Source organism: Janthinobacterium sp. BCJ23, from assembly GCF_059617945.1.
In genome coordinates, this window is sequence record NZ_JCAQAW010000003.1 from 301,138 (window position 1) to 327,388 (window position 26,251).

Here is a 26,251-nt window from a genome sequence, read left to right on the forward strand (position 1 = left end):
GAGGGTACGACCCCAGAATTTGCTTTTGGGGTTAAAAAAAGCGCTGGAGAGTGATCTCCAGCGCTTTTTTGCATTCAGCCGGCAGTTACCGGCAAGGATGCAACTTAAAACTGCTCTTCCGACAAGGCCATCACGCCGGCGCTGCCGTCGATGATGGTGGCGCGCAGTCCTGGCGCTTGCGACAGGATGTGATCGGCAAAGAAGCGGGCCGTGGCGATTTTTGCCTTGTAGAACGCCGCGTCGCCGCTGCCCTCACCCAGCTTTTGCTGCGCCACCACGGCCGCGCGCGCCATCTGCCAGCCGCCCAGCACGATGCCGGCCAGCTTCAGGTACGGCACGCTGCCCGCAAACACGGCCTTGATGTCCGTCTTCATGTTCGCCACCACATACTCGACCACGGCTTCCAGCGCGGCACTGCCTTCGGCCAGGTGACGCTGCATGGCCTGGAAGTCGGCGCCCGTCAGCTCGCCCAACTGGGCTTCCGTGGCACGCACCTGGGCGATGATGGCTTTCGCCACGGCGCCGCCGTCGCGCACGGTCTTGCGGCCCACGAGGTCGTTCGCCTGGATGGCCGTCGTACCTTCGTAGATGGTGAGAATCTTGGCGTCGCGGTAATGCTGGGCGGCACCCGTTTCTTCGATGAAACCCATGCCGCCATGCACTTGCACGCCGTCGCGCGTGACGTCCTGCGACATTTCCGTGGCCCAGCCCTTGATGACAGGCACCAGGTATTCATAGGTGGCCAGGCTTTCCGCGCGCACATCCGCATCGGGATGGTGGTGCGCCACGTCGCTGATGGCCGCGCCCACGTAGGCCAGCGCGCGCGCCGCCTCCGTTTGCGAACGCATGGACATCAGCATGCGGCGCACGTCCGGGTGGTGGATGATGGAGACGGGACCAGGCGAACCGGCCAGGTCGCGCGACTGCACGCGGTCCTTGGCGAACGCCACGGCCTGCTGGTAGGCGCGCTCGGCCAGGCCGATGCCTTGCAAGCCCACGCCGAAGCGGGCCGCGTTCATCATGATGAACATGTATTCGAGGCCGCGGTTTTCCTCGCCCACCAGGGTGCCGATGGCGCCGCCGTGATCGCCGAATTGCAGCACGGCCGTCGGGCTGGCCTTGATGCCCAGCTTGTGCTCGATCGAGACGCAGTGCGCGTCGTTGCGCGCGCCCAGGCTGCCGTCCGCGTTGACGAGGAACTTCGGCACGATGAACAGCGAGATGCCTTTCACGCCGGCGGGCGCGTCCGGCGTGCGGGCCAGCACCAGGTGGACGATGTTTTCCGCCATGTCGTGTTCGCCGTACGTGATGAAAATCTTCGTGCCGAACACTTTATAGGTGCCGTCGTCCTGCGGCACGGCGCGCGTGCGCACGGCGGCCAGGTCGGAGCCGGCCTGCGGCTCTGTCAGATTCATGGTGCCCGTCCACTTGCCGGAGACCAGGTTTTCCAGGTAGACAGCTTTCTGTTCGTCACTGCCGGCCGTCAGCAGCGCTTCGATGGCGCCGTCCGACAGCAGGGCAACGAGGGCGAACGAGATGCTGGCCGAGTTGAGCATTTCGATGCACGGCGTGGCCAGGAGCTTGGGCAAGCCCTGGCCGCCGAACTCGGTCGGATGCTGCACGCCCTGCCAGCCCGCTTCGCCATAGGCCTTGAACGCTTCCTTGAAGCCTTTCGAGGTCGTCACTTGCCCGTCGTGCCAGAAGCTCGGCTCCTTGTCGCTGGGGCCGTTCAAAGGGGCCACCACGCCGCCGCAGAACTTGGCGTTCTCTTCCAGCACGGCTTCGGCCGTGTCGGGCGTGGCGTCTTCGCAGCCCGGCAAGGTGTGGATTTCGGCCAGGCCGGCCAGTTCGTTCATCACGAACAACATGTCTTTCAGCGGGGCTTGATAGCTCATCTTCTTTTCTCCAAGAAAAAAGCCACGCGCGGCTCGCCGTGTGGGGCGGGCCGGCGTGGCTTTGTCAGTAACAAAACCGGAAGGGGTGTGACTTAACCCAGTTCTTTGACCAGTTGCGGCACGATCTCGAACAGATCGCCCACGATGCCGTAGTCGGCCACGGCAAAGATCGGCGCTTCCGGATCCTTGTTGATGGCGACGATGGTTTTCGAGTCTTTCATGCCGGCCAGATGCTGGATCGCGCCCGAGATACCGACGGCAATGTACAGCGATGGCGCGACGATCTTGCCCGTCTGCCCCACTTGCCAGTCATTCGGCACAAAGCCGGCATCGACGGCGGCACGCGAAGCACCCATGGCGGCGCCCAGCTTGTCGGCCAGCGGCTCCAGGATATGGAAGTTCTCGGCCGAACCCATGCCACGGCCGCCCGACACGATGATTTTCGCGGCGGTCAGTTCAGGACGGTCGGACTTGGCCAGTTCGCGGCCCACGAAAGCCGATTTGCCGGCATCGGCAACGGCGGCGACGGTTTCCGTGGCAGCCGAACCGCCGGTGGCGGCAGCGGCGTCGAAACCGGTCGTGCGCACGGTGATGACCTTGATCTTGTCACCAGATTGCACGGTAGCAATCGCGTTACCGGCGTAGATCGGGCGCTCGAAGGTGTCAGGGGAATCGACCTTGGTGATTTCCGAGATTTGCGCCACGTCCAGCTTGGCGGCCACGCGCGGCAGGATGTTCTTGCCGTAGGCGGTGGCTGGCGCCAGGATGTGGCTGTAGTTGCCGGCGATGGCCAGCACTTGCTCGGCCACGTTTTCGGCCAGGCCGTCGGCAAAGTACGGCGCGTCGGCCACGATGACTTTCGTCACGCCGGCGATTTGCGCGGCGGCAGCGGCAGCGGCCGATGCGTTCGAACCTGCGACCAGTACGTGCACGTCGCCGCCGCACTGGGCAGCCGCGGTCACGGTGTGGTGGGTGCTGCCCTTTAAGGTAGCGTTGTCGTGTTCAGCAATAACTAATGCGACCATGATTATTCCTAATAGTTAGCAAGTGCCGGGGTCAGACCCGCCGGGTCTGACCCCAGATTTTATGTTTTGGCGGCAAACCGCTCAGATAACCTTGGCTTCGGTACGCAGCTTGGCGACCAGGGTAGCGACGTCCGGGACCTTGATGCCGGCCGAGCGCTTGGCTGGCTCGACAACTTTCAGGGTCTTCAGGCGTGGCGCAACGTCGACGCCCAGGTCTTCCGGCTTGACGGTCTCGAGCGGCTTTTTCTTTGCCTTCATGATGTTCGGCAAGGTCACATAGCGTGGCTCGTTCAAACGCAGGTCGGTGGTGATGATCGCTGGCAAGGTCAATGCCAGGGTTTCCAGGCCGCCGTCGACTTCGCGGGTGACGGTGACTTTGCCGTCTTCCAGCACGACTTTCGAGGCGAACGTGGCTTGCGGCCAACCCAGCAGCGCAGCCAGCATCTGGCCGGTCTGGTTGCTGTCGTCATCGATCGCTTGCTTGCCCAGGATGATCAGTTGCGGCTGTTCTTTCTCGGCCAGGGACTTCACCAGCTTGGCCACGGCCAGCGGTTCCAGTTCGGTCGTCGTTTCCACCAGGATGCCGCGGTCGGCGCCAATGGCCATGGCCGTGCGCAGGGTTTCCTGGCACTGCGTCACGCCGCAGGAGATGGCGACCACTTCAGTGACCTTGCCGGCTTCTTTCAGGCGCATCGCTTCTTCCAGCGCGATCTCATCGAAAGGGTTCATCGACATTTTGACGTTGGCGGTATCGACGCCAGTGCCGTCACTCTTGACGCGGACTTTGACGTTATAGTCGACCACGCGTTTGACGGGTACCAAGACTTTCATAGCTATGCCTTTGGGAAATTATAAAAATGACGGATCAAGTGCTGATTGTGCGTTCGATTATAAGAGAAATTTGAATCTTGAACCGAATTTAAGCACGATCGTGCGATTTTTTGTTAGAGCAATCCATCTAAACTGTCCAGCTTCGGGGATTTCAAGGGTATCCGCCGCTACGCTGCAGGGCAGCAAAAGGGCTGGCTCGGGAAGGAAAACCAGGCCGCGCCACGGCGGCCCCGGCTGGCAGAATTATTTGCGTTGCATCAGGAAGACGAATTCGGTACCCGTCTGCACATGCGACAGCAGGGCATTGCCCGTTTGCTTGGCGAAAGCCTGGAAGTCGCGCACGGAACCGGGATCGGTTGCCATGATGCGCAGCACTTCCCCGCTCTGCAGCTCTGACAAAGCCTTTTTCGCCTTCAGAATCGGCAACGGGCAATTCAAGCCCCGCGCGTCGAGTTCTTTGTGAAATTCCATAATCTCGGTATCAAGTAGTGTGTCGCTCATCATCAATATCCCACCATTGTTTTGTTGTACTGATTTTCGACATACTACTCTAAATCAGGGGCATTGACGCGCTGCACCAAAATAGTTCATCGGCTGTTGTGGTGTCACAACGAGATTCCACACGGCAAAACGGCCCGCAAACACCGTCTGCGGGCCGTTTTCAAGAGGCTGTGGGGCGAAAACCCCGCATGCCTGCTAGCTTACGCTTTATTTTGCGCGCTCGCCGACCCAGGCCGGCACGCCAGCCAGGGCGTTCGCCAGACCGCTCGGATCGGTACCGCCAGCCTGCGCCATATCGGGGCGTCCGCCGCCTTTTCCGCCCACTTGCTGTGCAACGAAGTTCACCAGCTCGCCCGCTTTGACCTTGGAAGTCGCGTCCGCCGTCACGCCGGCGATCAGGCTGACCTTGCCGTCCGCCACGCTGGCCAGCACGATGGCGGCCGTTTTCAGCTTGTCCTTCAGCTTGTCCATGGTTTCGCGCAAGCGGGCCACGTCGGCGCCGTCCAGCACGGCCGCCAGCACCTTGATGCCGTTGACGTCGACGGCTTGCGTGACCAGTTCATCGCCCTGGCCCGAGGCCAGTTTCGATTTCAGCGCGGCCAGTTCCTTCTCCAGCGCCTTCACGTGGTCCTGCACCTGGCCGATGCGGGCAGTCAGTTCTTCCGGCTGCGCCTTCAGGGCGTTGGCCGCTTCGACCAGGCGGCGGTTGATGGTTTGCACCAGCGCCAGCGCGCCCTCGCCCGTCACAGCTTCCACGCGGCGGATACCGGCGGCAACGCCGCTTTCGCCGATGATCTTGAACAGGCCGATGTCGCCCGTGCGCTGCACGTGGACGCCGCCGCACAGCTCTTTCGAGCTGCCGATGTCGAGCACGCGCACTTCATCGCCGTATTTCTCGCCGAACAGGGCCATCGCACCATGCTTGACGGCATCGTCAAACGACATCAGGTGCGCCTGCGTGGCGCGGTTTTCCAGGATCTCTTTATTGACGATGGTTTCCACGGCGGCGATCTGCTCGGCCGTCATCGGCGCATTGTGGCTGAAGTCGAAACGGGTCTTGTCCGGGTCGACCAGCGAACCTTTTTGCGCCACGTGGCTGCCCAGCACTTCGCGCAAGGCCTTGTGCATCAAGTGCGTGGCCGAGTGGTTGCGGATCGTGCGCGCGCGCTTGGCCGTATCGACTTGCGCCGAGACGGCGTCGCCCACCTTCAGCACGCCCGACTCGAGCACGCCGTGGTGGCCGAACACGTCCGCCTGGATTTTCAGGGTATCGCTGACGGCAAAGCTGCCGGCGCCCGAGGCGATCACGCCCTGGTCGCCCACCTGGCCGCCCGATTCGGCATAGAACGGCGTCGTGTCGAGCACGACGATGCCATCCTGACCCGCTGTCAGTTCAGCTACCTGCGTGCCGGCCGCGTACAGCGCGACGACCTTGCCGCTGAACGTCAATTGATCGTAGCCGACGAATTTATTTTTCTCGCCCGTGTACTCGACCTTGCTGTCCTTGTGCGTCTTGCCGCCCTTGCGCGACAGTTCCTGGCTTTCCTTCAGGGCCGCGTCGTAGCCGGCCTGGTCGAACGTGATATTGCGTTCGCGGCAGATGTCGGCCGTCAAGTCCGGCGGGAAGCCGTAGGTTTCGTACAAGGTAAAAGCGGTGGCGCCGTCGATGCCCGTGGCATCCTTGGCCAACTGCGCTTCCAGCACTTTCATGCCCGTTTCCAGGGTTTCGCCGAAACGCTCTTCCTCGGCCTTCAGCATATTGGCGACGTTGTCTTTCGCTTCTTCCAGCTCGGGATAGGCGCCGCCCATCTCGATGGCGAGATCGGCCACCAGCTTGTAGAAGAACGGTTTCGTCTGGCCCAGCTTGTGACCGTGGCGCAAGGCGCGGCGGATGATGCGGCGCAGTACATACGCGCGGCCTTCGCTGCCTGGAATGATGCCGTCGACGATCATGAAGGCGGCGGCGCGGATGTGGTCGGCGATCACGCGCAGCGACTTGTTTTCCAGGTCCGTGGCGCCCGTTTCGCGCGCGGCGGCGCGGATCAGGTGCTGGAACAGGTCGATTTCATAGTTCGAATGCACGTGCTGCAGCACGGCGGCCAGGCGCTCCATGCCCATGCCCGTGTCGACGCATGGCTTCGGCAGCTTGTGCATGACGCCCGCTTCGTCGCGGTTGAACTGCATGAACACGAGGTTCCAGATTTCAATGAAGCGGTCGCCGTCTTCATCAGGCGAGCCCGGTGGGCCGCCAGGAATGTCGGCGCCGTGGTCGTAGAAGATTTCCGTGCACGGACCGCATGGGCCCGTGTCCGCCATCTGCCAGAAATTGTCTGAGGCGTAACGCGCACCCTTGTTGTCGCCGATGCGGATGATGCGCTCGACGGGCACGCCGATTTCCTTTGCCCAGATATCGTAGGCTTCGTCATCTTCGATGTAGACGGTAACGGTCAGCTTGTCAGCCGGCAAGCCATAGACTTTGGTCAGCAGTTCCCACGCGTATTGAATCGCGTCGCGCTTGAAATAGTCGCCGAAGCTGAAGTTGCCCAGCATTTCAAAGAAGGTATGGTGGCGCGCCGTGTAGCCGACGTTTTCCAGATCGTTGTGCTTGCCGCCGGCGCGCACGCAGCGCTGCACCGAGGTGGCGCGCGTGTAGGGACGGCTGTCCGTGCCTGTAAACACATCCTTGAATTGCACCATGCCGCTGTTCGTCAACAGCAAGGTCGGATCGTTGCCTGGCACCAGGGAGCTGGAACGGACGATGGAATGGCCCTTGGACTCGAAAAATTTGAGGAACTTGTCGCGGATTTCAGTTGATTTCATGTTTTTTTGGCAAAGAGTGGCGGCAGCTTTAAAGGGAAGATTATACGTGATCTAGGTACGGGAATTGGCGCCGGGCAGCCAGCATTGTTGCAAGCCTGCCCACGCATGCCGCCCCGCCCGCTCAGGCCGGGTCGTGGTGGCTGGCGCAGGCGTGTGGCGCGGGCTTGGCCTTGGCGGCTGCGGCCCCCGTGACGCCCGCGGCGGCGTTGCAGTCGGCGCAGCGGCCGTACAGGGTCAGTTCATGGCGCTCGACGACAAAGCCTTGCGGCGCCATGCGCTTCAAGTCGCCCGGGCAATCATGCACGTCGAACACGCGCTGGCACGTGGTGCACTGGAAATGGTGGTGGTGGTGATTGGCCGCCGTGTTCGACTCGTAGCGCGGGTTTTCGCCCGGCAAGGTCACCACGTGTACCTTTTCTTCCAGCACCAGGGACTTCAGGTTGCGGTAAACGGTGGCGATGCCCAGCTGCGTCACTTGCAAGCTGGCCTGTTCGAGGATTTCCTGCGCCGACAAGGGGCGCTGGGCCGACTCGATGGCGGCTTGAATTGCGGTTTTTTGACGTGTTGTGCGTTCCATAGCCGACAGAATACACCATCCGCCTGCATCTACCGCCCGGAAAAACTGTCACACAGTAATGATAATGGGTTATCATTATCAACTTAGGGCAGGCATTTACCTGTCACGCGCTGCCCCAACCCTGCCAATACCGATAGCGAATAAGGAACTTTTGCCCATGTCCGTCCGTCCTCACCAACCCACTCCCCTCGCGCTGGCCATCATGCTGGCCTTTGCCGCTCCCGCCAGCGCACTGGCGCAGCAGGCGACAACCTTGCCCGCTGTGACCGTCTCGGCCAGCGCCCTGGCCCTGGGCAGCGACGACATGAGCACGCCCGTTACCGTACTCGAAGGCGACGCACTGGTGCTGGCAAGGGCGGCGACCCTCGGCGAAACCCTGGCCGGCCAACCCGGTATCACGTCCAGCCATTTCGGCGCCGGCGCCAGCCGTCCCATCATCCGCGGCATGGATGGCCCGCGCGTCAAGGTGCTGTCCGATGGCGCCGAAGTGCAGGATGCGTCGACCATCAGCCCCGACCATGCTGTCGCGGCCGAACCGATGCTGTCGGAACAGATTGAAGTCTTGCGCGGCCCATCCGCGCTGGCCTACGGCGGCGGTGCCGTCGGCGGTGTCGTCAATGTGATCGACAAGAAAATCCCCACGCGCGTGCCCGCAAAAGGTTTTGAAGGCAGCGCGGAAGTGCGCGCCAACTCGGCCGCGCGCGAAAAGGCGGGCGCCTTTGAAGTGACTGGCGGCTCCGGCAACATCGCCTTCCACGCGGAAGGCGTCAAGCGCGACGCAAAAGAATACAAGGTCGGCAGCGGCTGGGAAGGCGGTTCGAAAGTGGCCGGCAGCTACAACAAGACGGACACGGGCAGCGTGGGCGTGTCGTGGGTGGGCGAGCGCGGCTTCCTGGGCCTGGCCTTCACCAGCCAGCACGCGGAATACGGCTTGCCCGGCCACAACCACGAATTCGAAAGCTGCCACCCGCACGGCACGCACCTGCATTGCGGCGGCCACGAAGGCCACGATCACGGTGATGAAGAGGAACATGACCACGACCACGAAGATGGTGCCGTTCCCTACGTGAAACTGAAGAGCGAACGCTGGGACGTGCGCGGCGAATTGCGCGATCCCGTACCCGGCTTCGCCAAGCTGCGCCTGCGCGCTTCGTTTACCGATTACAAGCACGATGAAATCGAAGGCACGGAAATCGCCACCACCTTCAAGAACAAGGGCCACGACGCGCGCCTGGAAATGGAACACCATCCCGTCTTCGGCTGGCGCGGCGTGGTCGGCCTGCAAACGTCGAAGCGCGATTTCTCCGCCCTGGGCGAAGAAGCGTACGTGGCGCCGACAGTCACGAAGAAACACGCGGCTTTCCTGGTCGAGGAATACAAACTCGACCAATGGCGCTTCGAAGCGGGCTTGCGCCACGAATGGCAAGACATCACGGTCGACAGCGCCACCTTGCAAGACCGCAGCGCCAAGGGCACGTCGGTCTCGCTGGGCGCCGTGTGGAAATTCGCGCCCCAGTATTCGCTCGGCTCGACCATTTCCCGCACGCACCGTTTGCCCAGCGCCGAGGAGCTGTATGCGCACGGCGTGCACATGGCCACGGCCACGTATGAGCTGGGCAATGAAAACCTGGGCAAGGAAACGTCGAACAATATCGACTTGACCTTGCGCAAATATGCGGGCGCCACGACGTTCTCGGCCAGCGCCTACCGCAACAAGGTCGATAATTACATCTTCGGCTCCACTCTGGACAGCCACGAAGGCTTCCAGCTGATCCAGTACGCCCAGCGCGACGCTACCTTTACGGGCGTGGAAGGCCATATCCGCCAGCAGCTGAACCCCATGTTCGGCGCCAGCGTGTTCGGTGACTACGTGCGGGCCAAGCTGGCCGACGGTGGGGGCAACTTGCCGCGCATCCCGGCCCAGCGTTTCGGCGTGAAGTTCGACGCCAACTGGCAAGCGTGGAGCGGCGTGGCCGAGTTCTACCGCGTGGGCAAGCAGGATAAAGTGGCCGCGTTCGAAACGGCAACACCGGGCTACAACATGCTCAACCTCTCCGCCAACTACGACACGCGCATCGGCACGACGCCGGCCCAGTTCTACATCAAGGCGAACAACCTGACGAATGAACTGGCGTACAGCCACACTTCGTTCATCAAGAATGCGGCGCCGTTGACGGGGCGTAACTTGACGGTAGGCATGCGTGTAACGTTCTAAGCTGTTTGAAACGTAGGTCGGCTTAGCGCGCAAGCGCGTAAGCCGACAACACCAGCGGCGCCAACAATGTTGTCGGATTACGGCGCTGCGCGCCTAATCCGACCTACGCCATGGATGGAATAATATCTATCCTGTCCGTGCAAAACCCATCCACGCCCCAGGCCAGCAATTCGCTGGCCCGCTCCGAGTTGTTGACGGTGTAGCAGAACAGCCAGTACCCCGCCTCCTTGACCTCTCGCGCCAGTTCGCGCGTCAGTTGCTGGTGGTCGCAATGGATCGCCACCACGCCCAGTTCCTTTGCCTTTTTCGCCCAATCAGAAGGTATCTGTTCGACCAGCCAGCCGCGCGCCAGTTGCGGGGCCGCCTGGTGCGCCGCTTCCAGCGCGTCGATGCTGAACGACGACAGCAGCGGCAGTAATTCGCCAGCCGCGATTTCCTGTGCAAAGTAATCGCGCGTGGCGCGCGCCACCGTCTCGCCCGTGGGCACGTCAAAGCCGGGCGCCGGTTTGATTTCGATATTCATCCAGATGCGCTGCGCCTTGCAATACGCCACCACGGCGTCAAAAGTAGGCACGCCTTCGCCCGCGAATGCGGGGCCGAACCATGCACCCGCCTCCATCGTCCCCAGCTGCGCGGCCGTGTAGTCATTGATACGGCCGCTGCCGGCCACGGTGCGGCCCAGCTCGGGGTCGTGCACGACGACGGGCACACCGTCGGACGCCAGCATGACGTCGAATTCCACGGCACGGTAGCCGTGGGCCAGGCCGCAGCGCAGGGCGGCCAAGGTGTTTTCAGGCGCCATGGTGCCGCCGCCGCGGTGCGCGAGAGTGCGTGGATAGGGCCACATGGGATTCCTTTAAGCAATTCTATGGAGGCAAGACTGTCTTGCCATACTATCGCGTGCCGATGCTGAAAAGTAAAGCGGCCGCCGTTTGACGGCCCGCCGCAGCGATTGGCGCCCCGCCAGCCCCGTTTCGTCGCAGCCCGGTTGCGCGCTGGCCTGCGCTGGCACACAATGCCCCATCGCTACCAGCAGACACTTCCATGAAATCCGACGTCCCTTTCGCCGAAGCCCCCGCCAGGCGCCGCTTCCCCTACTACCGCATGCTGCTCGACGCGCGCTACGCGGTGGTGCTGAACGTGATCTGCGCGCTGGTCATTACGTTCATGCTCAATCCAGGCAGCCATTTTGGACAAAACCTGGTCGCCTCGATGTGCATCGGCACGATCGCCTTCCTGCTGATCGACGGCATGCGCCTGACGTTATGGGGTGCAGGCCAGCGGCCCAGATTCCTGCCCTTCATGCTCATCATCCTGCTGTCCGTGCCCGTGGCACAAATGCTGGGTTTGCTTCTGTTCGGCTGGCTGACGGGCGTGGACGTGGGCGGCTTCGAAAACCTGCTGCCCACGCAAATGATGGGCACACTCGTATTCACCCTGCTGGCCACGGGCGGCGCCGTGCTGTTTTTCTCCAGCCGCGAAAAGATTGCCCGCCTGCAAATGGCGGCTGCCGAGGAAAAAGCCCGCGCCGAATCCGTGGCGCGCCAGGCCATGCAGGCGCAACTACAATTGCTGCAGGCGCAGATCGAACCGCACATGCTGTTCAACACCTTGGCCAACCTGCAGGGCCTGATCAGCTTTGACCCCGACCGCGCCCAGTTGCTGCTCGACCAGCTGATCCAGTACTTGCGCGCCACCCTCTCTTCCTCGCGCGCCGAGTCCACCACCCTGGAACAGGAGTTTTCCCTGATGCAAGCCTACCTGGGCCTGATGTCGATACGCATGGGCGCGCGCCTGCGCTTTACGCTGGACTTGCCCGCAGCCTTGCGCCAAATCAAGGTGCCGCCCATGCTGTTGCAGCCGCTGGTGGAAAACGCCATCCAGCATGGCCTGGAACCAAAGATCGAAGGCGGCCACATTCACGTGCAGGCGTCCACGGATGGCGGCGTGCTGCTGCTCACCGTCAGCGACGATGGCCTGGGCCTCGACCATCCGGGCCAGACCAAAGGCACGCAGCTGGGCGTGGCGAATATCCGCGAACGCCTGCGCGGCATGCATGGCGATACCGCCAGCCTGTCACTGGACGCCGACACGCCGGCAGGCGTCATCGCCCGCCTTCAATTACCGATTCACTCCACCACCGCGAGCCCCACGCCATGACCAGCCTCACCCCGCGCGCCCTGATCGCCGAAGACGAACCCATACTCGCCGCCGCCCTCACGCACGCCTTGCAGCGGCTGTGGCCGGAACTCGACATCGTTGCCACCTGCCCCAACGGCGTGGAAGCCTTGCGGCAAGGCCTGGCGCTGCAGCCCGACATTCTGTTTCTCGACATCAAAATGCCAGGCAAGACGGGCCTGGAAGCGGCCGAGGAGCTGGCGGAACAGTGGCCGGACGGCGTCCCGTTTCCCCACATCGTGTTTGTGACCGCCTACGACGAATACGCGCTGGCCGCCTTCGAGCATGCGGCCGCCGACTACGTCTTGAAACCCGTCAACGATGCGCGCCTGGGCAAGACGGTGGAACGTTTGCAGCAGCGCTTGCGCGACAGCAGCGTTGGCAAAGGCGTTGGCAACGGCACCGCTACAGCAACAGCAACAGCAACAGCAACATCAACATCAACATCAACATCAACATCAACATCGACCTCAGCGCCAGCGACGACCGCCACGGCAGCGCCGGCAGCCGGAACCGCCAGCGATGACAACATGGCCCGCCTGCTGAGCCAACTGCAAGCCATGCTGCCGCCCGCGCCGCGCCTGCAAATGATACGGGCGGCCGTGGGCAACAGCGTGCGCATGATCGCCTTGGCCGACATCGTCTATTTTGAAGCGCTGGACAAATACATCAATGTCGTGTGCCAGGACAGCGAAGCGCTGATACGCACGAGCCTGAAGGAGCTGCTGCCCCAGCTGGACCCGCAACAATTCTGGCAAATCCACCGGGGCACCATCGTCAACGCCAGCGCCATCGCCACGGCCGTGCGTGACGAGGCCGGCAAGCTGTCGCTGACCCTGCGCCAGCACCCCGCGCAACTGCGCGTCAGCCCTTTATATGCGCATCTGTTCCGCCAGATGTAAAACGTTCAAGAGCCAATGCCTAGTGCATCTGGTGCTTCAAGTCAGACAACTCATCGTGCACCTTGAGCACGGCGCTCTTCATTTCCGGCGTCACGCTGGTCGCCGTGCCGCACGCCCGCTTGGCGCGGTCGCCCAGCGATTCCATCTGGTCGACCGCTTGCCGGATACGCGCATCGTCTTGCGTGTCGATGGCTTGCCGCACGGCGCTCTTTTGCTGGTCCAGCTGGTTGATGCAATCCTTCAAGTCCATCGGCATGCCCTGCTGCTGGCCGCACAGCTGGGCCGCCTGGCCGATCGCGTGTTCGATGGCGCCAAAGCGCCGTGCCACTTCCTTTACCTGCATCATGATGTGTCCTCCCACAGTGTAGGGAGTTGGATCGTCAAGCCGGCACAGGGTTCCCCGCTGGCCGCGACAAGGTCGAAATTTCCATGCGGCACTTTTTTGTAAGCGCTTGTGACATTTTAGATAATGATCAAATCCTTCAGATACATTGGCGTACCTGAACCCCCATGCCGCCCATGATCTCGTTGCCGCCCCTGCCCCGCCGCGCTCCCGGCCTGCTGCTGATCGTCCTGCTGCACCTGGGCCTGGCATACGTCGTCTTGCAGTCACGGTCCCGCACCGTCACGGACGAGAACCTGCCGCAGGGCCCGGCCATCACCTGGCTGCGCTACACCGCCCCGGCGCCGCCCAAGCCCGTACCCGCACCGTTGCCGGGCCAAAAACCAGCCGTGCACACGCAGCGCCTGCCAGTGCCAACGTCCATCAGCCGCCCCCTGCCCGCTCCCGCCATCGAGCAGCCGCCAGCGCCAGCAACGCCGGAAGCGATCACGCTCGTTCCGGCACCAAGCGCGGCCGATATCCTGGCGCAAGCCAAGCGCGACGTGGGCAAGATCGACAAGGATTTACGCAAGGAATTCCCGCAGCGGGGCGGCGAGAAATTCGACGACACGGGCTACAAGCGCATGCAGCAGGGCTTTGCCGAAGCCTACGCGGCCGTGCCGCCGAAATGGTACGAGGCGTCAAAGATCGAGGAAATCGGTGCCAATGAGGCCAGGGGCAGCCGCACGTATAAAATCACAAGCGCGCTGGGCAGCTTGTGCGTGACCACGCGCGCGGGCAAGCAGGGGGAAACGATGATCGGCATGTGCCCCAAATAGCCGGACTCAGCCCACCGCTTCGCGCGCGCCCAGCGGCTGCAGATGGCGCAGGCGCAAGGCGATCAGCACGCCGCCACCGAGGCACAGGCCCAGCATGATGACCACGCCCGTCCAGCCGTCGAAGCCCCACATCATGCCCGAGGCGGAACCGATCAGGCTCGATCCCAGGTAATAGAACAGCAGGTAGAAGGCCGAGGCCAGCGCCTGTGGCGCGCGGGCCCGGCGGCTGACCCAGCTGCTGGCGATCGAGTGCGAGGCAAAGAAGCCGAAGGTGGCCAGCGCCATGCCGATGACGATCAGCGGCAGCGAGTCGAACAGCGTCAATAAAATGCCGGACAGCATCAGCAACAGCATGATCCACAGCACCCCCCGGCGCCCCAGGCGGTCCACCAGGCGCCCCGCCCAGACGGAGCTGAAAATGCCGATCAGATACAAAAAGGCCAGCAAGCCGACCGTGCTCTGGCGCAAGCCAAATGGCGCGGCCAGCAGGCGGTAGCCGATATAGTTATACAGGCTGACGAAACAGCCCATCAGCACGAAGGCGAGGCAAAACAGCCACGGCAAGCCCCGGTCGGAAAAATGCTGGCGGATGGCGTGCGGCAAGGCGTTCCAGCCTTTTGTACTGGGCACGAAATTTTTCGATGCGGGCAGGCTGCGCCAGAATTCCGCCGCCGCCAGCACGCCGGCCACGCCCAGCACGCCCAGAGCCCAGCGCCACGACAGGAAATCGCTGAGCATGGACGCCACCAGCCGTCCCGACATGCCGCCAAACGCGCTGCCGGCAATATACAGCCCCATCGACAGGCCCAGGGAAGGACCCTCGATTTCCTCGCCCAGGTAAGCCATGGCCACGGCCGGCATGCCGCCCAGGGCTACGCCCAGCGCGGCGCGGATGGCCAGCAGCTGCGCATAATCCTGCGCGAAGGCGGACAAAATCGTGAGTATCGCGGCGGAAAACATCGACGCCACCATCAAGGGCTTGCGGCCGACACGGTCCGACACGGCGCTCAGCAGCACCAGCGAGATGGCCAGCAAGCCGCTCGACACGGAGAGCGACCAGCTGCTTTGCGCCGGCGTCAGATGGAACTGGTGCGACAGCAAGGGGAACAGGGGCTGGATGCAGTACAGCAAGCTGAAGGTGGAAAAGCCGCCAAAGAACAGGGCGCGGTTGCTGCGCTTGAATTCGATGGAACCCTTGGCGATGGCCGTGCGGGGAGCGGGAGCGGAAACCGGAATGGCGGATGAGGCAGCGGGGGCAAAAGCAAGCGATGAATCAGACATGGCCATGTTTCAAAGAGGAGCGAGTCTTCATCTTAGGATTGCCAACTCATATCGTCCAATATATATTCAAGGCCCAACTCATACTTTAAAACGATTACTGAACATGGAACTGCGCCACCTCCGTTACTTTGTCGCCGTCGCCGAGGAGCTGCACTTCACGCGCGCGGCCGAGCGCCTGCACATCGGCCAGCCGCCGCTGAGCCAGCAAATCCAGGCGCTGGAAGCGGAATTGGGCGCGCAGTTGTTCGAGCGCAACAAGCGCTCAGTGCGGCTGACGCAAGCAGGCCGTCTTTTCCTCGACGATGCGCGGCGCATCCTGGCCCTGTCGGAACAGGCAGCCGTGACGGCGCGCCGGGCCCAGCGGGGCGAAGCGGGCGAATTGCGCATCGGCTTTACCTTTTCCACGCCGTTCACGCCGTATTTCGCCACCGTCATCAACCGCTACCGCCAGCAGTTCCCGCACGTCACCTTGACCTTGCACGAAATGGCGACCTTGCATCAACTGGAAGCGATCTCGGGCAGGACGATGGATCTGGGCTTCGTGCGCCCGCCGGAAACGACATATCCATCCGATATCAAGCTGACGCAACTGCGCCAGGATCCGCTGTTCCTCGTCTTGCCCGTCGCCCACGCGCTGGCGGCCAAGGACGCGATCGCCATTGCCGACATGGCGGGCGAAGGCTTTGTCATGTATCCCAAGGATGCGGGCACGGGGATTTATCCGCAGATCTTCCGCCTGTGCAAGGCGGCCGGCTTCGTGCCCCAGGTGGCGCAGGAAGCGGGCGAGGCATCGACCATCATCGGCCTGGTCGCCGCCGGCTGCGGTATTTCCGTGCTGCCCGCCTCATTCGACCGCATCCGCATGGATGGCGTGTGCTACCGCCCCATCGCCGACCCGCAGGCGACCACCAGCCTGTTACTGGCGCAAAGAGAAGAAGAGACGTCGCCGCTGGTGGCGGCGTTTGTGAAACTGGCCGAGGAAGCGGCCATGGAAGAGAAAGAATAGGCCGATGAGGCCGGCGTAGGTCGGCGTAGGTCGGATTAGGCCGCAGGCCGTAATCCGACAATCGCATGCGTCAAGTCGCAGGTCGGATTAGCCCAAAGGGCGTAATCCGACACCAGCGGTCACGAGTAATCCGCGTCCAGCTCCGAACCCGCATAATTTTCCAGGTCCTCGAACAGGCTCTTCATGCTGGCCCGCGTGAGGATTTTATGCACGACGGTGCAGCTGCGGCGGTACGACTCGATGCGGTCGAGCAAGACCGGATGGTGCTGCACGGGAACCTTGGCCACCAGGGCGGCCCAGCCTTCCTCGAAGTCGGGCTTGTTCTTGCGCACGGAACGCACGAAGCGTTCAAACTCCTTTTGACCCGTGCGCGCGATGATGCGCCCGCCGCCTTCGATGGCGAAGATAATGGCCAGGGCGATGACGCCCTCGGCATTCAAGTCGCTGTCGCTGACGGGGCCGTTGTCATGGTGGCGGCGCAGCCAGCTTGCCAGGCGCACGACGGCTTGCACTTCCTTGCGCTGTTGTAACTGCACTGCATACTTTTCATAGCCGGCCCAGTTCTGGTTCGGGTCGGCCTGGCAAATATCGATGAACAGCTCGCGCAAGCGCCGCTGCAGGTAGACGGGGTCCTGGTCGTATTCGCCGACGAGGGCGTCTTCGGGCAGCTGCGACAATTCCTTGATCAGACGAAAGCCCACCTGGAACGCGTGCTCGGCGCCGTGCTCGACGAGGAAATCGAGCGCGGCTTGGTCGCCCTCATGCGTGACGGCCTGCTCCAGGCCCAAGGACACGCCGCCCACCGTCAGGTACAGCGCTTTCTGGATGCCGTCGGCCGTGCGTTCATTCGTAAACTTCTCGGCCACCATGGCCGTGATACCCGTCAATTCGTCGGCCAGGTTCAGGGCCGCGTCCTCGCGCGGGTCGCCCGGCAACAGTTTGATGGCGCGCACGAGGCGCGGAAGATTCTCTACAACAATTGCTGGCAGCATTAGACGTTCCCTGCTTTCATTACGAGAAAATGCCCGTGCCCAGGCTCCGGCGCGTGCTGGAACGCGGCGCGCTGCGCGTGCTCGGCACTTGCTTGCGCAGGCGGTACAGCAATTCCTTGGTGCTCCGCTGCAACATGGTCGGCTCTTCGTCCGGGTCGTCCGAGTATTCCGCGTCGGCCAGGTCGGCGCTGTGGCGGAAGTCGGGGAACAGTTCGAACAACGAGCGGTCCCAGCCGTCTTCATTCGCTTGCGCCAGCTCGATGGCCAGCGGCACGACGTCGTTGTCGGACGAGGTCACGCCCGTCACGTACGGTCCCTTGATGACGATTTCGCCGGCCACTTCGAGGATTTCCTTCGGCGCCATCGAGAACAGGATGGCGAACGCCGTGGCGCCCCAGTCGGTGGCGGACGCTTCGAGCAGCAGCTCGCGGCGGCGCTCGGCATCGTCGGTGGAAAACACTACGCCGTGGATATGCGCGAACAGGGCTTCGGCGATGCGTTCCGGATCGTCCTCGATCTGGTCGTCGCTCCACGTGGCGGCGATGAAGGCCAGGCTGTCGGCCCACGCCTTCGGCGGCACCAGCAGGGTTGCCAGCGACATCTTGCCGCCGTCAAAGCCAGCCAGGTGCAGCGCCGTTACCTGTGGCGGGATCGCGCTCAGCACTTCCACCACGGCCAGGTCGCCATACTGGTCGGCCGCGTCGGCAAACGCCTGCTCGGCGTGGCCCAGCGAACCGGACAGCACCAATTCCGTGACCTGTTTCGTCAGCGCGGGAAGATTGCTCTTTTGTTCCGTGTTATCGGCCATGGTCATCTCCATCCTGGTCAAACATCTGGGCGAAATCGTCGGTGGCTTCGTCTTCGTCGTGATCGTCGTCGCCGTCGTCATTGGCAGCCAGTTGGTCGAGCGACTGGTCGTCGTCGTCCCACAGGCGCGGATTCTTGTGCAGGAAAGCCGTGATGATGGCCTGGCGCGCCAGGTCGGGGAAGCTCTCTTCGATGGCGGCGTACATCTTCGCCGCTTCCGGCGCGGCGCACGCGGCCATGGAAAACACGCGGGCCGGGTCGCCGAACTCGTAGTCTTCGCTTTCGGCCAGCAAGCCTTTCGGGTCGCTGAAGGTGATGTGGTCGACCAGCGCGAAGGCCAGCATGTTCACGTCTTCGATGCCGCCGCCGCTCGCGTATTCGCCGACCAATGCATCGACCATGCTCTTGTAGTTCTTGCGGTTCGGCGGGTCGCCGAGGATGCCTTCGATCTGGCCTTCCAGCTCGCGCGACTGGTACGCGAATTCAGGGTGTACTCTTCTCATGCTGTGCTTTCCAATGTAATGCGCGGCGCTGATAAAAGCGCCGTTGTTGTTGTTTTCAAGTAATTCGGGCTGGCTGATGCGGGCCGCATCGTTTTAGTCGGCAGGTAATACTGTGCCATGTAAACGAAACACGCCGCACCACAGGGCATACGCTTCCGCTTCCGGATCGATGATGATGCGGTGGTTCACGCTCTGGTCGTATTCGGCGCGCTTGGCCGGGTCGGCCAGGATTTCATACGCCTTGGTGACGCTCTTGAAGCGCGCCTCGGCGCCGGGGGCCTGGTTGCGGTCGGGGTGGAAGCGCATGGCCAGCGAACGGTAAACCTTCTTGATTTCATCGTCGCTGGCATTGGGCGCGACACCGAGGACGTTATATAAATTTTCCATAAAAGACTCCGGGGTCACGTTTTTCTACTAATTAAAGGCGAATTATCCTATAGAACGGCGTCGGCGTCGCTTGCATGCCGGGAAATGGGGGTAAATACGTGCTTATAAAGCGCTTGCGGTACGGTAAAATGCTTTTTACTGTCACTCTTCCGCATTGATCAATGAGCAACGATAAACCGAATACCGCCGCGCCAGCGCTGGCGCCCAATTTCTTGCGTAACATCATCGAAGCCGACCTGGCTGCCGGCGCCCACGTGCGTCCCGGCCTGCCCCAGGTGATCACGCGTTTCCCGCCGGAGCCGAACGGCTACCTGCACGTGGGCCATGCCAAGTCGATCTGCGTCAACTTCGGCCTGGCGCGCGATTACGCCGGCCAGTGCAACCTGCGCTTCGACGACACCAATCCGGCCAAGGAAGAGCAGGAATACGTCGACACCATCATGGACAGCGTGAAATGGCTGGGCTTTGACTGGGAGCCGAAGCAGGCCGATGGCCAGAGCCACCTGCACTACGCGAGCGACTATTTCGACCAGCTGTACGCGATGGCCGAGTACCTGATCACGGCCGGCTTTGCCTACGTCGACAGCCAGAGCGCCGAAGACATGGCCGCCAACCGCGGCAATTTCGGCCAGGCCGGCAAGAATTCGCCGTTCCGCGACCGTCCGCGCGACGAATCGCTGGCCCTGTTCCGCGCCATGAAGGCGGGCGAATTCAAGGACGGCGAGCACATCCTGCGCGCGAAGATGAGCGAAGATGCCATGAGTTCGCCGAACATGAACTTGCGCGACCCGGCCATCTACCGCATCCGCCATGCGCACCACCACCGCACGGGCGACGCCTGGTGCATCTATCCGATGTACGACTACACGCACCCGATCTCGGACGCGCTGGAAAACATCACGCATTCGATCTGCACCCTGGAATTCCAGGATCACCGCCCGTTCTACGACTGGCTGCTGGAAACCCTGTCGGCCGGCGGCTTCTTCGCCAAGCCCGTGCCGCACCAGTACGAATTCTCGCGCCTGAACCTGACGTACATCGTCACCAGCAAGCGCAAGCTGCGCCAGCTGGTGGAAGAAAACATCGTCGACGGCTGGGACGACCCGCGCATGCCGACCCTGGTGGGCATGCGCCGCCGCGGCTACACGCCGGAAGCGATCCAGCTGATGTGCGAACGCACGGGCGTGACGAAATCGGACGGCTGGATCGACTACAGCGTGCTCGAAGGCTGTTTGCGCGAAGACTTGGACCCGAAAGCGCCGCGCTCGGTAGCCGTGCTGCGTTCTTTGAAACTGATCATCGACAATTTCCCCGAAGGCGAAAGCGTGGAATGCACGGCGCCCGTGCACCCGCACTTCCCCGAGCGCGGCTTGCGCACCTTCCCCATCTCGCGCGAGCTGTGGATCGAGGAAGACGACTTCATGGAAGTGCCGAACAAGGGCTATTTCCGTCTGTATCCGCCGATCGACGACAAGCCGGGCAGCCGCGTGCGCCTGCGCTACGGCTACGTGATCGAGTGCACGGGCTACGACAAGGATGACAACGGCAAGGTCATCGCCGTGCATTGCACCTACTTCCCGGACAGCAAGTCGGGCACGGAAGGCAGCTCCAACTACAAGGTCAAGGGCAATATGCACTGGGTCAGTGCGCCGACGGCCATTGCCGCCGAAGTACGCCTGTACGACCGCCTGTTTACGGACCCGCAGCCCGATGCGGGCGGCAAGGACTTCAAGCTGGCCCTGAATCCGCTGGCCAAGGAAGTGGTGCAAGCGTGGCTGGAACCGGGTGCTGAACTGGCCCAGCCGGAAGAGCGCTTCCAGTTCGAGCGCCACGGTTATTTTGCGGCCGACCGCGTCGACAGCCAGCCTGGCAAGCCCGTCTTCAATCGCATCGTCACCCTGAAAGACAGCTGGCAGCCCGCCAAATAAAGGCTGATGGCACACGAAAAAAACCGCTGCGGCGGTTTTTTTCGTTTCAGCGAGAAATATTGCCTGTTGACTATAATAACGATAATTTTGTATATTAGGCAGCTATTGAGCAATTTGCAATTTTAATAGCGCTTGTACAACGCAGCCTAGCCTCCGCCGCCCAGGCGGCACCCGATTCCTCTTCCTGATGCGGATGGCGATGTCTTCTACTGCCGGCGAACACCCCTTATCTGCTGAAAAAAGACCACTGTGGCTGCTCGGCTTCGTGATGTCGACGATGGTGGGCCTGCTGTTCTATATGGCCGCCTCGCTGTCGATCGAAAACGATGCCAGCGAGCTATTCAACAATCTGGCCCGCAATACCCAGAAAAACATCGAATCGCGCGTCAAGTCGTATGCCAACCTGCTGCGCGGCACGGCCAGCCTGTTCCACGCCAACGAACACGTGAGCCGTGAGCAATTTCATCGCTACGTGGCGAACATCGCCCTGCAACAGAACTATCCGGGGGTGATGAACCTCAATTACAGCCAGGAACTGGACGAGACGCAGCGCGCCGCCGTCGAAGCGGCCATGCAGCGCGACTATCCGCCTGGGCGCGACGGCTATCCGGCGTTTGCCATCCATCCGCCCGCCCCGCGCGCGCACTATTCCGTGCTGGTGTATATCGAACCGATTGCCAGCGCCCCTGAAAAATATGGCTATGACATCGCCTCGCGCCCCCTGATCGCCGAAATGCTGGCGCAGTCGCGCGATTCTGGCCACATCAGCAATTCCGGCGTGCCCGTGCCGATGCAAGGCCGCCCCCAATTGACGGGCATGGCCATGCGCCTGCCCGTGTACCGTTTTGGCATGCCGGTCGATACGGTGGAGCAGCGGCGCGCGGCGTACCAGGGTTCCGTCGGCATCGGCTACGACCTGGTGACGATGATGCGCAGCGCGCTGGCGGACATGCCGGTACGCAACGTTCGCCTGACTCTGTTCGATATCGGCCCGCAGGCGCGCGCACCGCTAGACTTACCGCACGACATGCGCCCCATCTTCGACAGCACGACGGCGGGCATGCATGCGCCATGGTGGCTGCCCGGCAATTCCGGCCGCTACCTGAGCAGCACGATGCTGATCGAGCACAATAGCCGCGTGTGGCAAGCACTGTTCAGCGTGCGCAAGAGCGACCTGTATACGCGCTTCGACGTCTTTTTACCCTGGCTGGCCCTGCTGATCGGTTTTGCCAGCACCATGCTGCTGTACATGCTGTTCCACACCCTGGCGTCGTCGCGCCGGCGCGCCATCCAGATGGCGAACGGCATGACGGAGGAATTGCGCGCCAGCCAGATCCGTCTGCAGCTGTCGCACCAGAAACTGCGCCGCCTGGCGGCCCACGCCGACCAGATCAAGGAAGAAGAGCGCAAGCGCATCGCGCGCGAAATCCATGACGACCTGGGACAGAACCTGCTGGTGCTGCGCATCGACGCCGACATGCTGGCCTCGCGCACGCATCGCCGCCACCCGCGCCTGAATGCCCGCGCCCGCTCGACCCTGGAACAGATCGACGCCACCATCAAGAGCGTGCGGCAGATCATCAACGACTTGCGCCCTACCGTACTGGACCTGGGCGTGAATGCGGCCGTCGAATGGCAGGTGGCGCAATTTCGCCAGCGCACGGGCATTGCCTGTGAAGTGAGCGAAAGCCATGACGACATTTGCCTCAGCGACCAGTGCGCGACGGCCCTGTTCCGCATCCTGCAAGAGTCGCTCAGCAACATTTCCCAGCATGCCCATGCCAGCCGCGTGCAAGTCAAGCTGGAAAAGTGCCGCGATACGGTGTCGATGAGCATCAGCGACAACGGCGTGGGCGCGGCCATCGACGGGCGCAACAAGCTGGGCTCGTTTGGCCTCGTAGGCATTGAGGAGCGCATTAAGTTGCTAGGCGGCACTTTTTACATCGAAAGCAGTCCCGGCGCCGGCATGAGCGTGCACGTCAGCGTACCACTGGGCGCGGACGCCACCGCGTTTCCCTACCAGGAAGAAAGCCGGGCCAGCAACTGACAGGCGCGCGCCCGCATGAAGCAAGCTCAGCTTGCATATTTCGTAATTAGATGCAATATTGATGTGGAACAACTCAGCGCCCGCCCGCCATGGGCCAGGCATTCCTCGACTACTTGCCAGGAGTACGCACCCGCCGCTTTCCCTTGTTTCACCGTATTTCCCACAACGCTCTTTACAAAAGGACATTCATGGATACGAACGACAGTTTCAAGGCAATTGCCGATTTGAATTTGGACGCGATCAAGGTCAAGCTGATGCACCGCGAGTCAGGCGAAGGATGGAGCCTGGAAAAGGCAAATGCGGTGGAATTCGAATACCGCCGCTTCCTGATCCTGATGAAACAGTTTCCGGAAGAAGAAACGGCGCCACTGATGGACGTCGATACCTTCTGGCACTACCACATTCTCGACACCCTGAAATATGCGGCCGACTGCGAACAGGTATTCGGTTACTTCCTCCATCACTTCCCCTACATCGGCTTGCGCGGCGAAGACGACGAAGCGGCGCACCATCGCGTGGGCGAGCGCATGAAGCAGCTGTATGAGCAAACGTTCGGGGAAGACTATATCCGCGCGGAGACGGCGTATTCGGGTCGCGCCGTACAGGCGGCGTATTCGGGACGGGCTGTGCAGGCTGCGTATTCGGGACGGGCTGTCCAAACAGCATTTTCCAGTGCGGCGGTACAGGCAACGGCCTACTCGGGCCGGGCTGTGCAAACGGCGTTTTCCAGTGCGGCGGTGCAGGCGACGGCGTATTCGGGCCGCGCGACCGGGGCTGCCAGCACCGCATTTTCCAGCGCGCCTGCCTCACTTACCGCAGCGGTGGTCAAATCGTCCTCGACTGGCCTGGAAATGGGGCGCTTCTATGTCGATCGTCCGGTATTGAACCGCGATCCGCAATAGAAAAGCGGAAAACAGATGTGGCTGCCGCACGCGGCAAGCCTGACTTACCCAGACGGCACCTCTCAGTTTGCCGTCTGTCAGGCGCTCTTAGGCAGCCATCAACTCGCGCAGTTCACGAATGCTGAAATCGCTGATTTCATGCATACGGATGAGGATCGTGGCGCCGATCGGCAAGGTGTTGTGGCGAATCTTGCTGATAACAGGTGGCGCCACTTCCAGAGCTCGCGACAAGGCGGCATCGTTTTTCAGTTGCAGCTTGTCGATGATCGCATCGAGGACGCGATTCGGGTTGTAGGTAGGCAAAGAGGTAATTTGTTTGAGAGACATGATCAAAAATCCGTACTTGTTGTATTAGGGCAATAAAAGACAGAATGTCTCTTCCGCACTAATTCAGGGTAAACACACTAAAAAGCGCCATCACTTATGCGGCTTTTACGCCACAAACAATATAATACACGCTATTGTTGATTTTTGCGTAACTTAGAGCAAAATTGTGATAATTGAAGAGAATTGACGCACTTGGAATGTGCTAGAGGATAACTCAAATCGGAAAAATTTGCTGCACGTCATCAATTTTTACGATGAGCAACACCGCTATGCATGAGCCAGGCTATGGCCATGAGGGTGCCCAGGCGGGCCATTTCCGTAGATAAATGCCAGCCTTGCACGGCCACGCCGGCCGGGGTGGCAAGTGGGCAAATGCATGGGGAATCGTCCGCGCGGCACCAGGCCAGTTGCCGGCGAATTTCATCGGGCGGTGGTGGTGGCTGCAGCGCATGTTCGCGCCGCCGCATATAGGCGCGCACTTGCTCCTTGCTGGGGTGACTCGTTGCTCGCATGACTCGCTCCTGCTGACGGAAAACAACGTCACGCTGGTTGTAGATGCAGAGCCCGTCACAAGAGCCCAGACGCGTGACGACATTGCTCACCATATCGCCAGCGCGCCATGACGCGTTTGCGGTGCATCAAATGGCACGGCCCCGGTGTTGCGCCGGAACCCGTACTGCCCCACGGCCTGGTTCCGTCTTATTTCTTTTGCTGGCGCACGCGCTGTTGCTGTTTTTCCTGCGTTTGCTGGCGGTTCTGCTTGCGCTCGAACAGGGTGACCGCATCTTTCTTGGCTTGCTCGACAGTACGCATTTCTTCATGTGCATCGTGCGGGACGAAAAATTCGGCGTCCTGCGCCGCCACGACCAGCTTGATGGCGGCTTCGTCGTCGAGGTCGTACAGTTCCGTCAGGACGGTGGTGACCTCGTCCAGGTATTCTTCGTAAGTGAGGGTGCTCATGCTGTATTCCTTAAGTGAGTGGCGCAGAGCAGGAACGGCGCGCTGCGCGCCGGCCCAGCAAAGTGCGCAGATAACCGGCCATTTTACCCGATGCCGGCGCCATCGGCGGACAGCGCCCGCAAGGCATCGGCCACGCGCGCGTAGCGCAGGCGCACGCCCAGCTCGCGCTTGATGCGCGTATTGTGCAATCGGCGCGATTCGGACATGAACGACAGCAGCATCGGCGTGACCACTTGCCGCAGCTCGGCACGAGGCAGGCGCGGCGGGCGCGGCAGGCCGAACGTGTCGGCCACGGCATCGAAATACTCGGCCATTTTGAGTTCGCTGTCATCGCTGGCGTGATACACGCGTCCCGGCTTGCCGCGCCACAAGGCCCGTTCGATGATGCGCGCCAGGTCGTCGGCATGGATATGGTTGGTGTACACATCGTCATCCGCGGCCAGAGCCGGCGTTCCTTCGCGCAAGCGTTTCAAGGGCAAGCGGTCGTCCGCATAGATGCCGGGCACGCGCAGGATAGCCACCTTGGCGCCGCGTCGCGCGCCCCAGCCGCGCAAGACCTGTTCGGCGTCCACGCGCCGCTTCGCGCGCGCATTCGCCGGCGCCGTCGTGCGCGTTTCATCGACCCAGGCGCCAGCGCAATCGCCATACACGCCGCTGGTGCTCACATACACCATGCGTGCATGCTCGGGTAAAATGGCGGCCAGATTGCGCGTGCGCCGGTCCAGCAAGCCCGACGATAGGGGCGGCGCCAGGTGCACGATCATCGTCGCCAGTCCCGCCAGCCGTTTCAGGCTGGCGCGGTCGTCGAGGTTAGCCACGATGGGCACGGCGCCGGCTTCCCGCAACTGCGCGCAGCGCGCCGGCTGGCTGGTGACGGCAAAGACGCGAAAGCGCGCGCGCAGCAGGGGCAGCAAGCGCATGCCGACGTCGCCGCAGCCCAGGATCAGCAGGCGCGGCAAGCCTGACGGCTTGCGCAAAGTGTGCATTAACATATTTTTCATCTCAA

Annotated in this window: 25 protein-coding genes; 8 read left to right on the plus strand and 17 right to left on the minus strand. The window is 62.1% G+C overall.

Features of this window, described 5'->3' with window-relative positions:
* Nucleotides 1-104 precede the first annotated feature (104 nt).
* From AC54AG_RS13015 to AC54AG_RS13040, 6 genes are all read right to left on the minus strand, one after another.
* Nucleotides 105-1,895 carry an acyl-CoA dehydrogenase gene (locus AC54AG_RS13015; protein WP_034759877.1) on the minus strand — a complete coding sequence of 597 codons (1,791 nt, stop codon included), beginning with the start codon at nucleotides 1,893-1,895 and terminating at the stop codon, nucleotides 105-107.
* 92 nt (nucleotides 1,896-1,987) lie between these two features.
* Nucleotides 1,988-2,920 (minus strand): electron transfer flavoprotein subunit alpha/FixB family protein, encoded by a 933-nt coding sequence (locus tag AC54AG_RS13020; RefSeq protein WP_034759881.1) that lies wholly within the window; start codon nucleotides 2,918-2,920, stop codon nucleotides 1,988-1,990.
* 81 nt (nucleotides 2,921-3,001) lie between these two features.
* Nucleotides 3,002-3,751, minus strand: coding sequence for an electron transfer flavoprotein subunit beta/FixA family protein (locus tag AC54AG_RS13025; protein WP_034759884.1), 750 nt, complete (start codon nucleotides 3,749-3,751; stop codon nucleotides 3,002-3,004).
* Nucleotides 3,752-3,994: 243 nt separating this feature from the next.
* A complete protein-coding gene (locus tag AC54AG_RS13030; protein ID WP_010395510.1) occupies nucleotides 3,995-4,222 on the minus strand; it encodes a sulfurtransferase TusA family protein in 228 nt (75 codons plus the stop codon).
* A 237-nt stretch (nucleotides 4,223-4,459) separates the two neighbouring features.
* Entirely contained in the window at nucleotides 4,460-7,072 is a 2,613-nt protein-coding gene (gene alaS / locus AC54AG_RS13035; RefSeq protein ID WP_496630575.1) for an alanine--tRNA ligase, read from the minus strand.
* A 121-nt stretch (nucleotides 7,073-7,193) separates the two neighbouring features.
* Nucleotides 7,194-7,649 carry a Fur family transcriptional regulator gene (locus AC54AG_RS13040; protein WP_034759891.1) on the minus strand — a complete coding sequence of 152 codons (456 nt, stop codon included), beginning with the start codon at nucleotides 7,647-7,649 and terminating at the stop codon, nucleotides 7,194-7,196.
* 157 nt (nucleotides 7,650-7,806) lie between these two features.
* Between AC54AG_RS13040 and AC54AG_RS13045 the strand changes: the two genes are divergently transcribed.
* Nucleotides 7,807-9,864, plus strand: a complete 2,058-nt coding sequence (locus AC54AG_RS13045) for a TonB-dependent receptor domain-containing protein (RefSeq protein ID WP_496630576.1) — start codon at nucleotides 7,807-7,809, stop codon at nucleotides 9,862-9,864.
* 103 nt (nucleotides 9,865-9,967) lie between these two features.
* Here the strand turns inward: AC54AG_RS13045 and ugpQ are convergent, their stop codons facing one another.
* The gene (gene ugpQ / locus AC54AG_RS13050) at nucleotides 9,968-10,711 is read right to left on the minus strand and encodes a glycerophosphodiester phosphodiesterase (RefSeq protein ID WP_072454362.1); all 744 of its coding nucleotides are present in this window, start codon (nucleotides 10,709-10,711) and stop codon (nucleotides 9,968-9,970) included.
* Nucleotides 10,712-10,908: 197 nt separating this feature from the next.
* Between ugpQ and AC54AG_RS13055 the strand changes: the two genes are divergently transcribed.
* A complete protein-coding gene (locus AC54AG_RS13055) occupies nucleotides 10,909-12,024 on the plus strand; it encodes a sensor histidine kinase (protein WP_338681008.1) in 1,116 nt (371 codons plus the stop codon).
* Nucleotides 12,021-12,944, plus strand: a complete 924-nt coding sequence (locus AC54AG_RS13060; protein ID WP_496630578.1) for a LytR/AlgR family response regulator transcription factor — start codon at nucleotides 12,021-12,023, stop codon at nucleotides 12,942-12,944. Before AC54AG_RS13055 ends, AC54AG_RS13060 begins: the two co-directional genes overlap by 4 nt.
* Before the next feature lie 19 nt (nucleotides 12,945-12,963).
* Here the strand turns inward: AC54AG_RS13060 and AC54AG_RS13065 are convergent, their stop codons facing one another.
* Nucleotides 12,964-13,290, minus strand: coding sequence for a hypothetical protein (locus tag AC54AG_RS13065; RefSeq protein ID WP_034759909.1), 327 nt, complete (start codon nucleotides 13,288-13,290; stop codon nucleotides 12,964-12,966).
* 164 nt (nucleotides 13,291-13,454) lie between these two features.
* On the opposite strand from AC54AG_RS13065, the gene AC54AG_RS13070 reads away from it, so the two are divergent.
* Nucleotides 13,455-14,105, plus strand: a complete 651-nt coding sequence (locus AC54AG_RS13070; protein WP_496630580.1) for a hypothetical protein — start codon at nucleotides 13,455-13,457, stop codon at nucleotides 14,103-14,105.
* A gap of 6 nt (nucleotides 14,106-14,111) precedes the next feature.
* Here the strand turns inward: AC54AG_RS13070 and AC54AG_RS13075 are convergent, their stop codons facing one another.
* Nucleotides 14,112-15,386 (minus strand): MFS transporter, encoded by a 1,275-nt coding sequence (locus AC54AG_RS13075; protein WP_319992415.1) that lies wholly within the window; start codon nucleotides 15,384-15,386, stop codon nucleotides 14,112-14,114.
* A gap of 103 nt (nucleotides 15,387-15,489) precedes the next feature.
* Here AC54AG_RS13075 and AC54AG_RS13080 point away from each other — a divergent pair, with 103 nt between their 5' ends.
* On the plus strand, nucleotides 15,490-16,392 hold the full coding sequence (locus AC54AG_RS13080; RefSeq protein ID WP_496630581.1) for a LysR substrate-binding domain-containing protein: 903 nt from the start codon (nucleotides 15,490-15,492) through the stop codon (nucleotides 16,390-16,392).
* Between the two features lie 119 nt (nucleotides 16,393-16,511).
* Here AC54AG_RS13080 and AC54AG_RS13085 read toward each other — a convergent pair whose 3' ends face one another.
* From AC54AG_RS13085 to AC54AG_RS13100, 4 genes are all read right to left on the minus strand, one after another.
* Nucleotides 16,512-17,384: a hypothetical protein gene (locus tag AC54AG_RS13085; RefSeq protein ID WP_034759925.1), complete on the minus strand. Its 873-nt coding sequence runs from the start codon at nucleotides 17,382-17,384 to the stop codon at nucleotides 16,512-16,514.
* A gap of 19 nt (nucleotides 17,385-17,403) precedes the next feature.
* Nucleotides 17,404-18,192, minus strand: a complete 789-nt coding sequence (locus AC54AG_RS13090; protein WP_046685338.1) for a hypothetical protein — start codon at nucleotides 18,190-18,192, stop codon at nucleotides 17,404-17,406.
* Nucleotides 18,182-18,694, minus strand: a complete 513-nt coding sequence (locus AC54AG_RS13095; protein ID WP_034759931.1) for a hypothetical protein — start codon at nucleotides 18,692-18,694, stop codon at nucleotides 18,182-18,184. The genes AC54AG_RS13090 and AC54AG_RS13095 overlap by 11 nt, the downstream gene beginning before the upstream one ends.
* A 93-nt stretch (nucleotides 18,695-18,787) precedes the next feature.
* On the minus strand, nucleotides 18,788-19,081 hold the full coding sequence (locus AC54AG_RS13100) for a DnaJ domain-containing protein (protein ID WP_010395442.1): 294 nt from the start codon (nucleotides 19,079-19,081) through the stop codon (nucleotides 18,788-18,790).
* A gap of 161 nt (nucleotides 19,082-19,242) precedes the next feature.
* On the opposite strand from AC54AG_RS13100, the gene AC54AG_RS13105 reads away from it, so the two are divergent.
* The 3 genes from AC54AG_RS13105 (at nucleotide 19,243) to AC54AG_RS13115 (ending at nucleotide 23,958) form a co-directional block, all read left to right on the plus strand.
* Nucleotides 19,243-21,009, plus strand: coding sequence for a glutamine--tRNA ligase/YqeY domain fusion protein (locus AC54AG_RS13105; protein ID WP_496630582.1), 1,767 nt, complete (start codon nucleotides 19,243-19,245; stop codon nucleotides 21,007-21,009).
* A 199-nt stretch (nucleotides 21,010-21,208) separates the two neighbouring features.
* Nucleotides 21,209-23,056, plus strand: coding sequence for a CHASE domain-containing protein (locus AC54AG_RS13110; protein ID WP_496630584.1), 1,848 nt, complete (start codon nucleotides 21,209-21,211; stop codon nucleotides 23,054-23,056).
* 89 nt (nucleotides 23,057-23,145) lie between these two features.
* Nucleotides 23,146-23,958: a glycine-rich domain-containing protein gene (locus AC54AG_RS13115; RefSeq protein ID WP_307788916.1), complete on the plus strand. Its 813-nt coding sequence runs from the start codon at nucleotides 23,146-23,148 to the stop codon at nucleotides 23,956-23,958.
* A gap of 87 nt (nucleotides 23,959-24,045) precedes the next feature.
* Here the strand turns inward: AC54AG_RS13115 and AC54AG_RS13120 are convergent, their stop codons facing one another.
* The 4 genes from AC54AG_RS13120 to AC54AG_RS13135 all read right to left on the minus strand — a co-directional run bounded on the left by AC54AG_RS13120 (nucleotide 24,046) and on the right by AC54AG_RS13135 (nucleotide 26,246).
* The gene (locus AC54AG_RS13120) at nucleotides 24,046-24,285 is read right to left on the minus strand and encodes a hypothetical protein (protein WP_029496207.1); all 240 of its coding nucleotides are present in this window, start codon (nucleotides 24,283-24,285) and stop codon (nucleotides 24,046-24,048) included.
* 242 nt (nucleotides 24,286-24,527) lie between these two features.
* Nucleotides 24,528-24,797, minus strand: a complete 270-nt coding sequence (locus tag AC54AG_RS13125; protein ID WP_139248363.1) for a hypothetical protein — start codon at nucleotides 24,795-24,797, stop codon at nucleotides 24,528-24,530.
* Nucleotides 24,798-24,984: 187 nt separating this feature from the next.
* A complete protein-coding gene (locus AC54AG_RS13130) occupies nucleotides 24,985-25,245 on the minus strand; it encodes a hypothetical protein (RefSeq protein ID WP_034759943.1) in 261 nt (86 codons plus the stop codon).
* A gap of 83 nt (nucleotides 25,246-25,328) precedes the next feature.
* Nucleotides 25,329-26,246 (minus strand): SDR family oxidoreductase, encoded by a 918-nt coding sequence (locus AC54AG_RS13135; protein ID WP_072454354.1) that lies wholly within the window; start codon nucleotides 26,244-26,246, stop codon nucleotides 25,329-25,331.
* Between the last annotated feature and the right edge of the window lie 5 nt (nucleotides 26,247-26,251).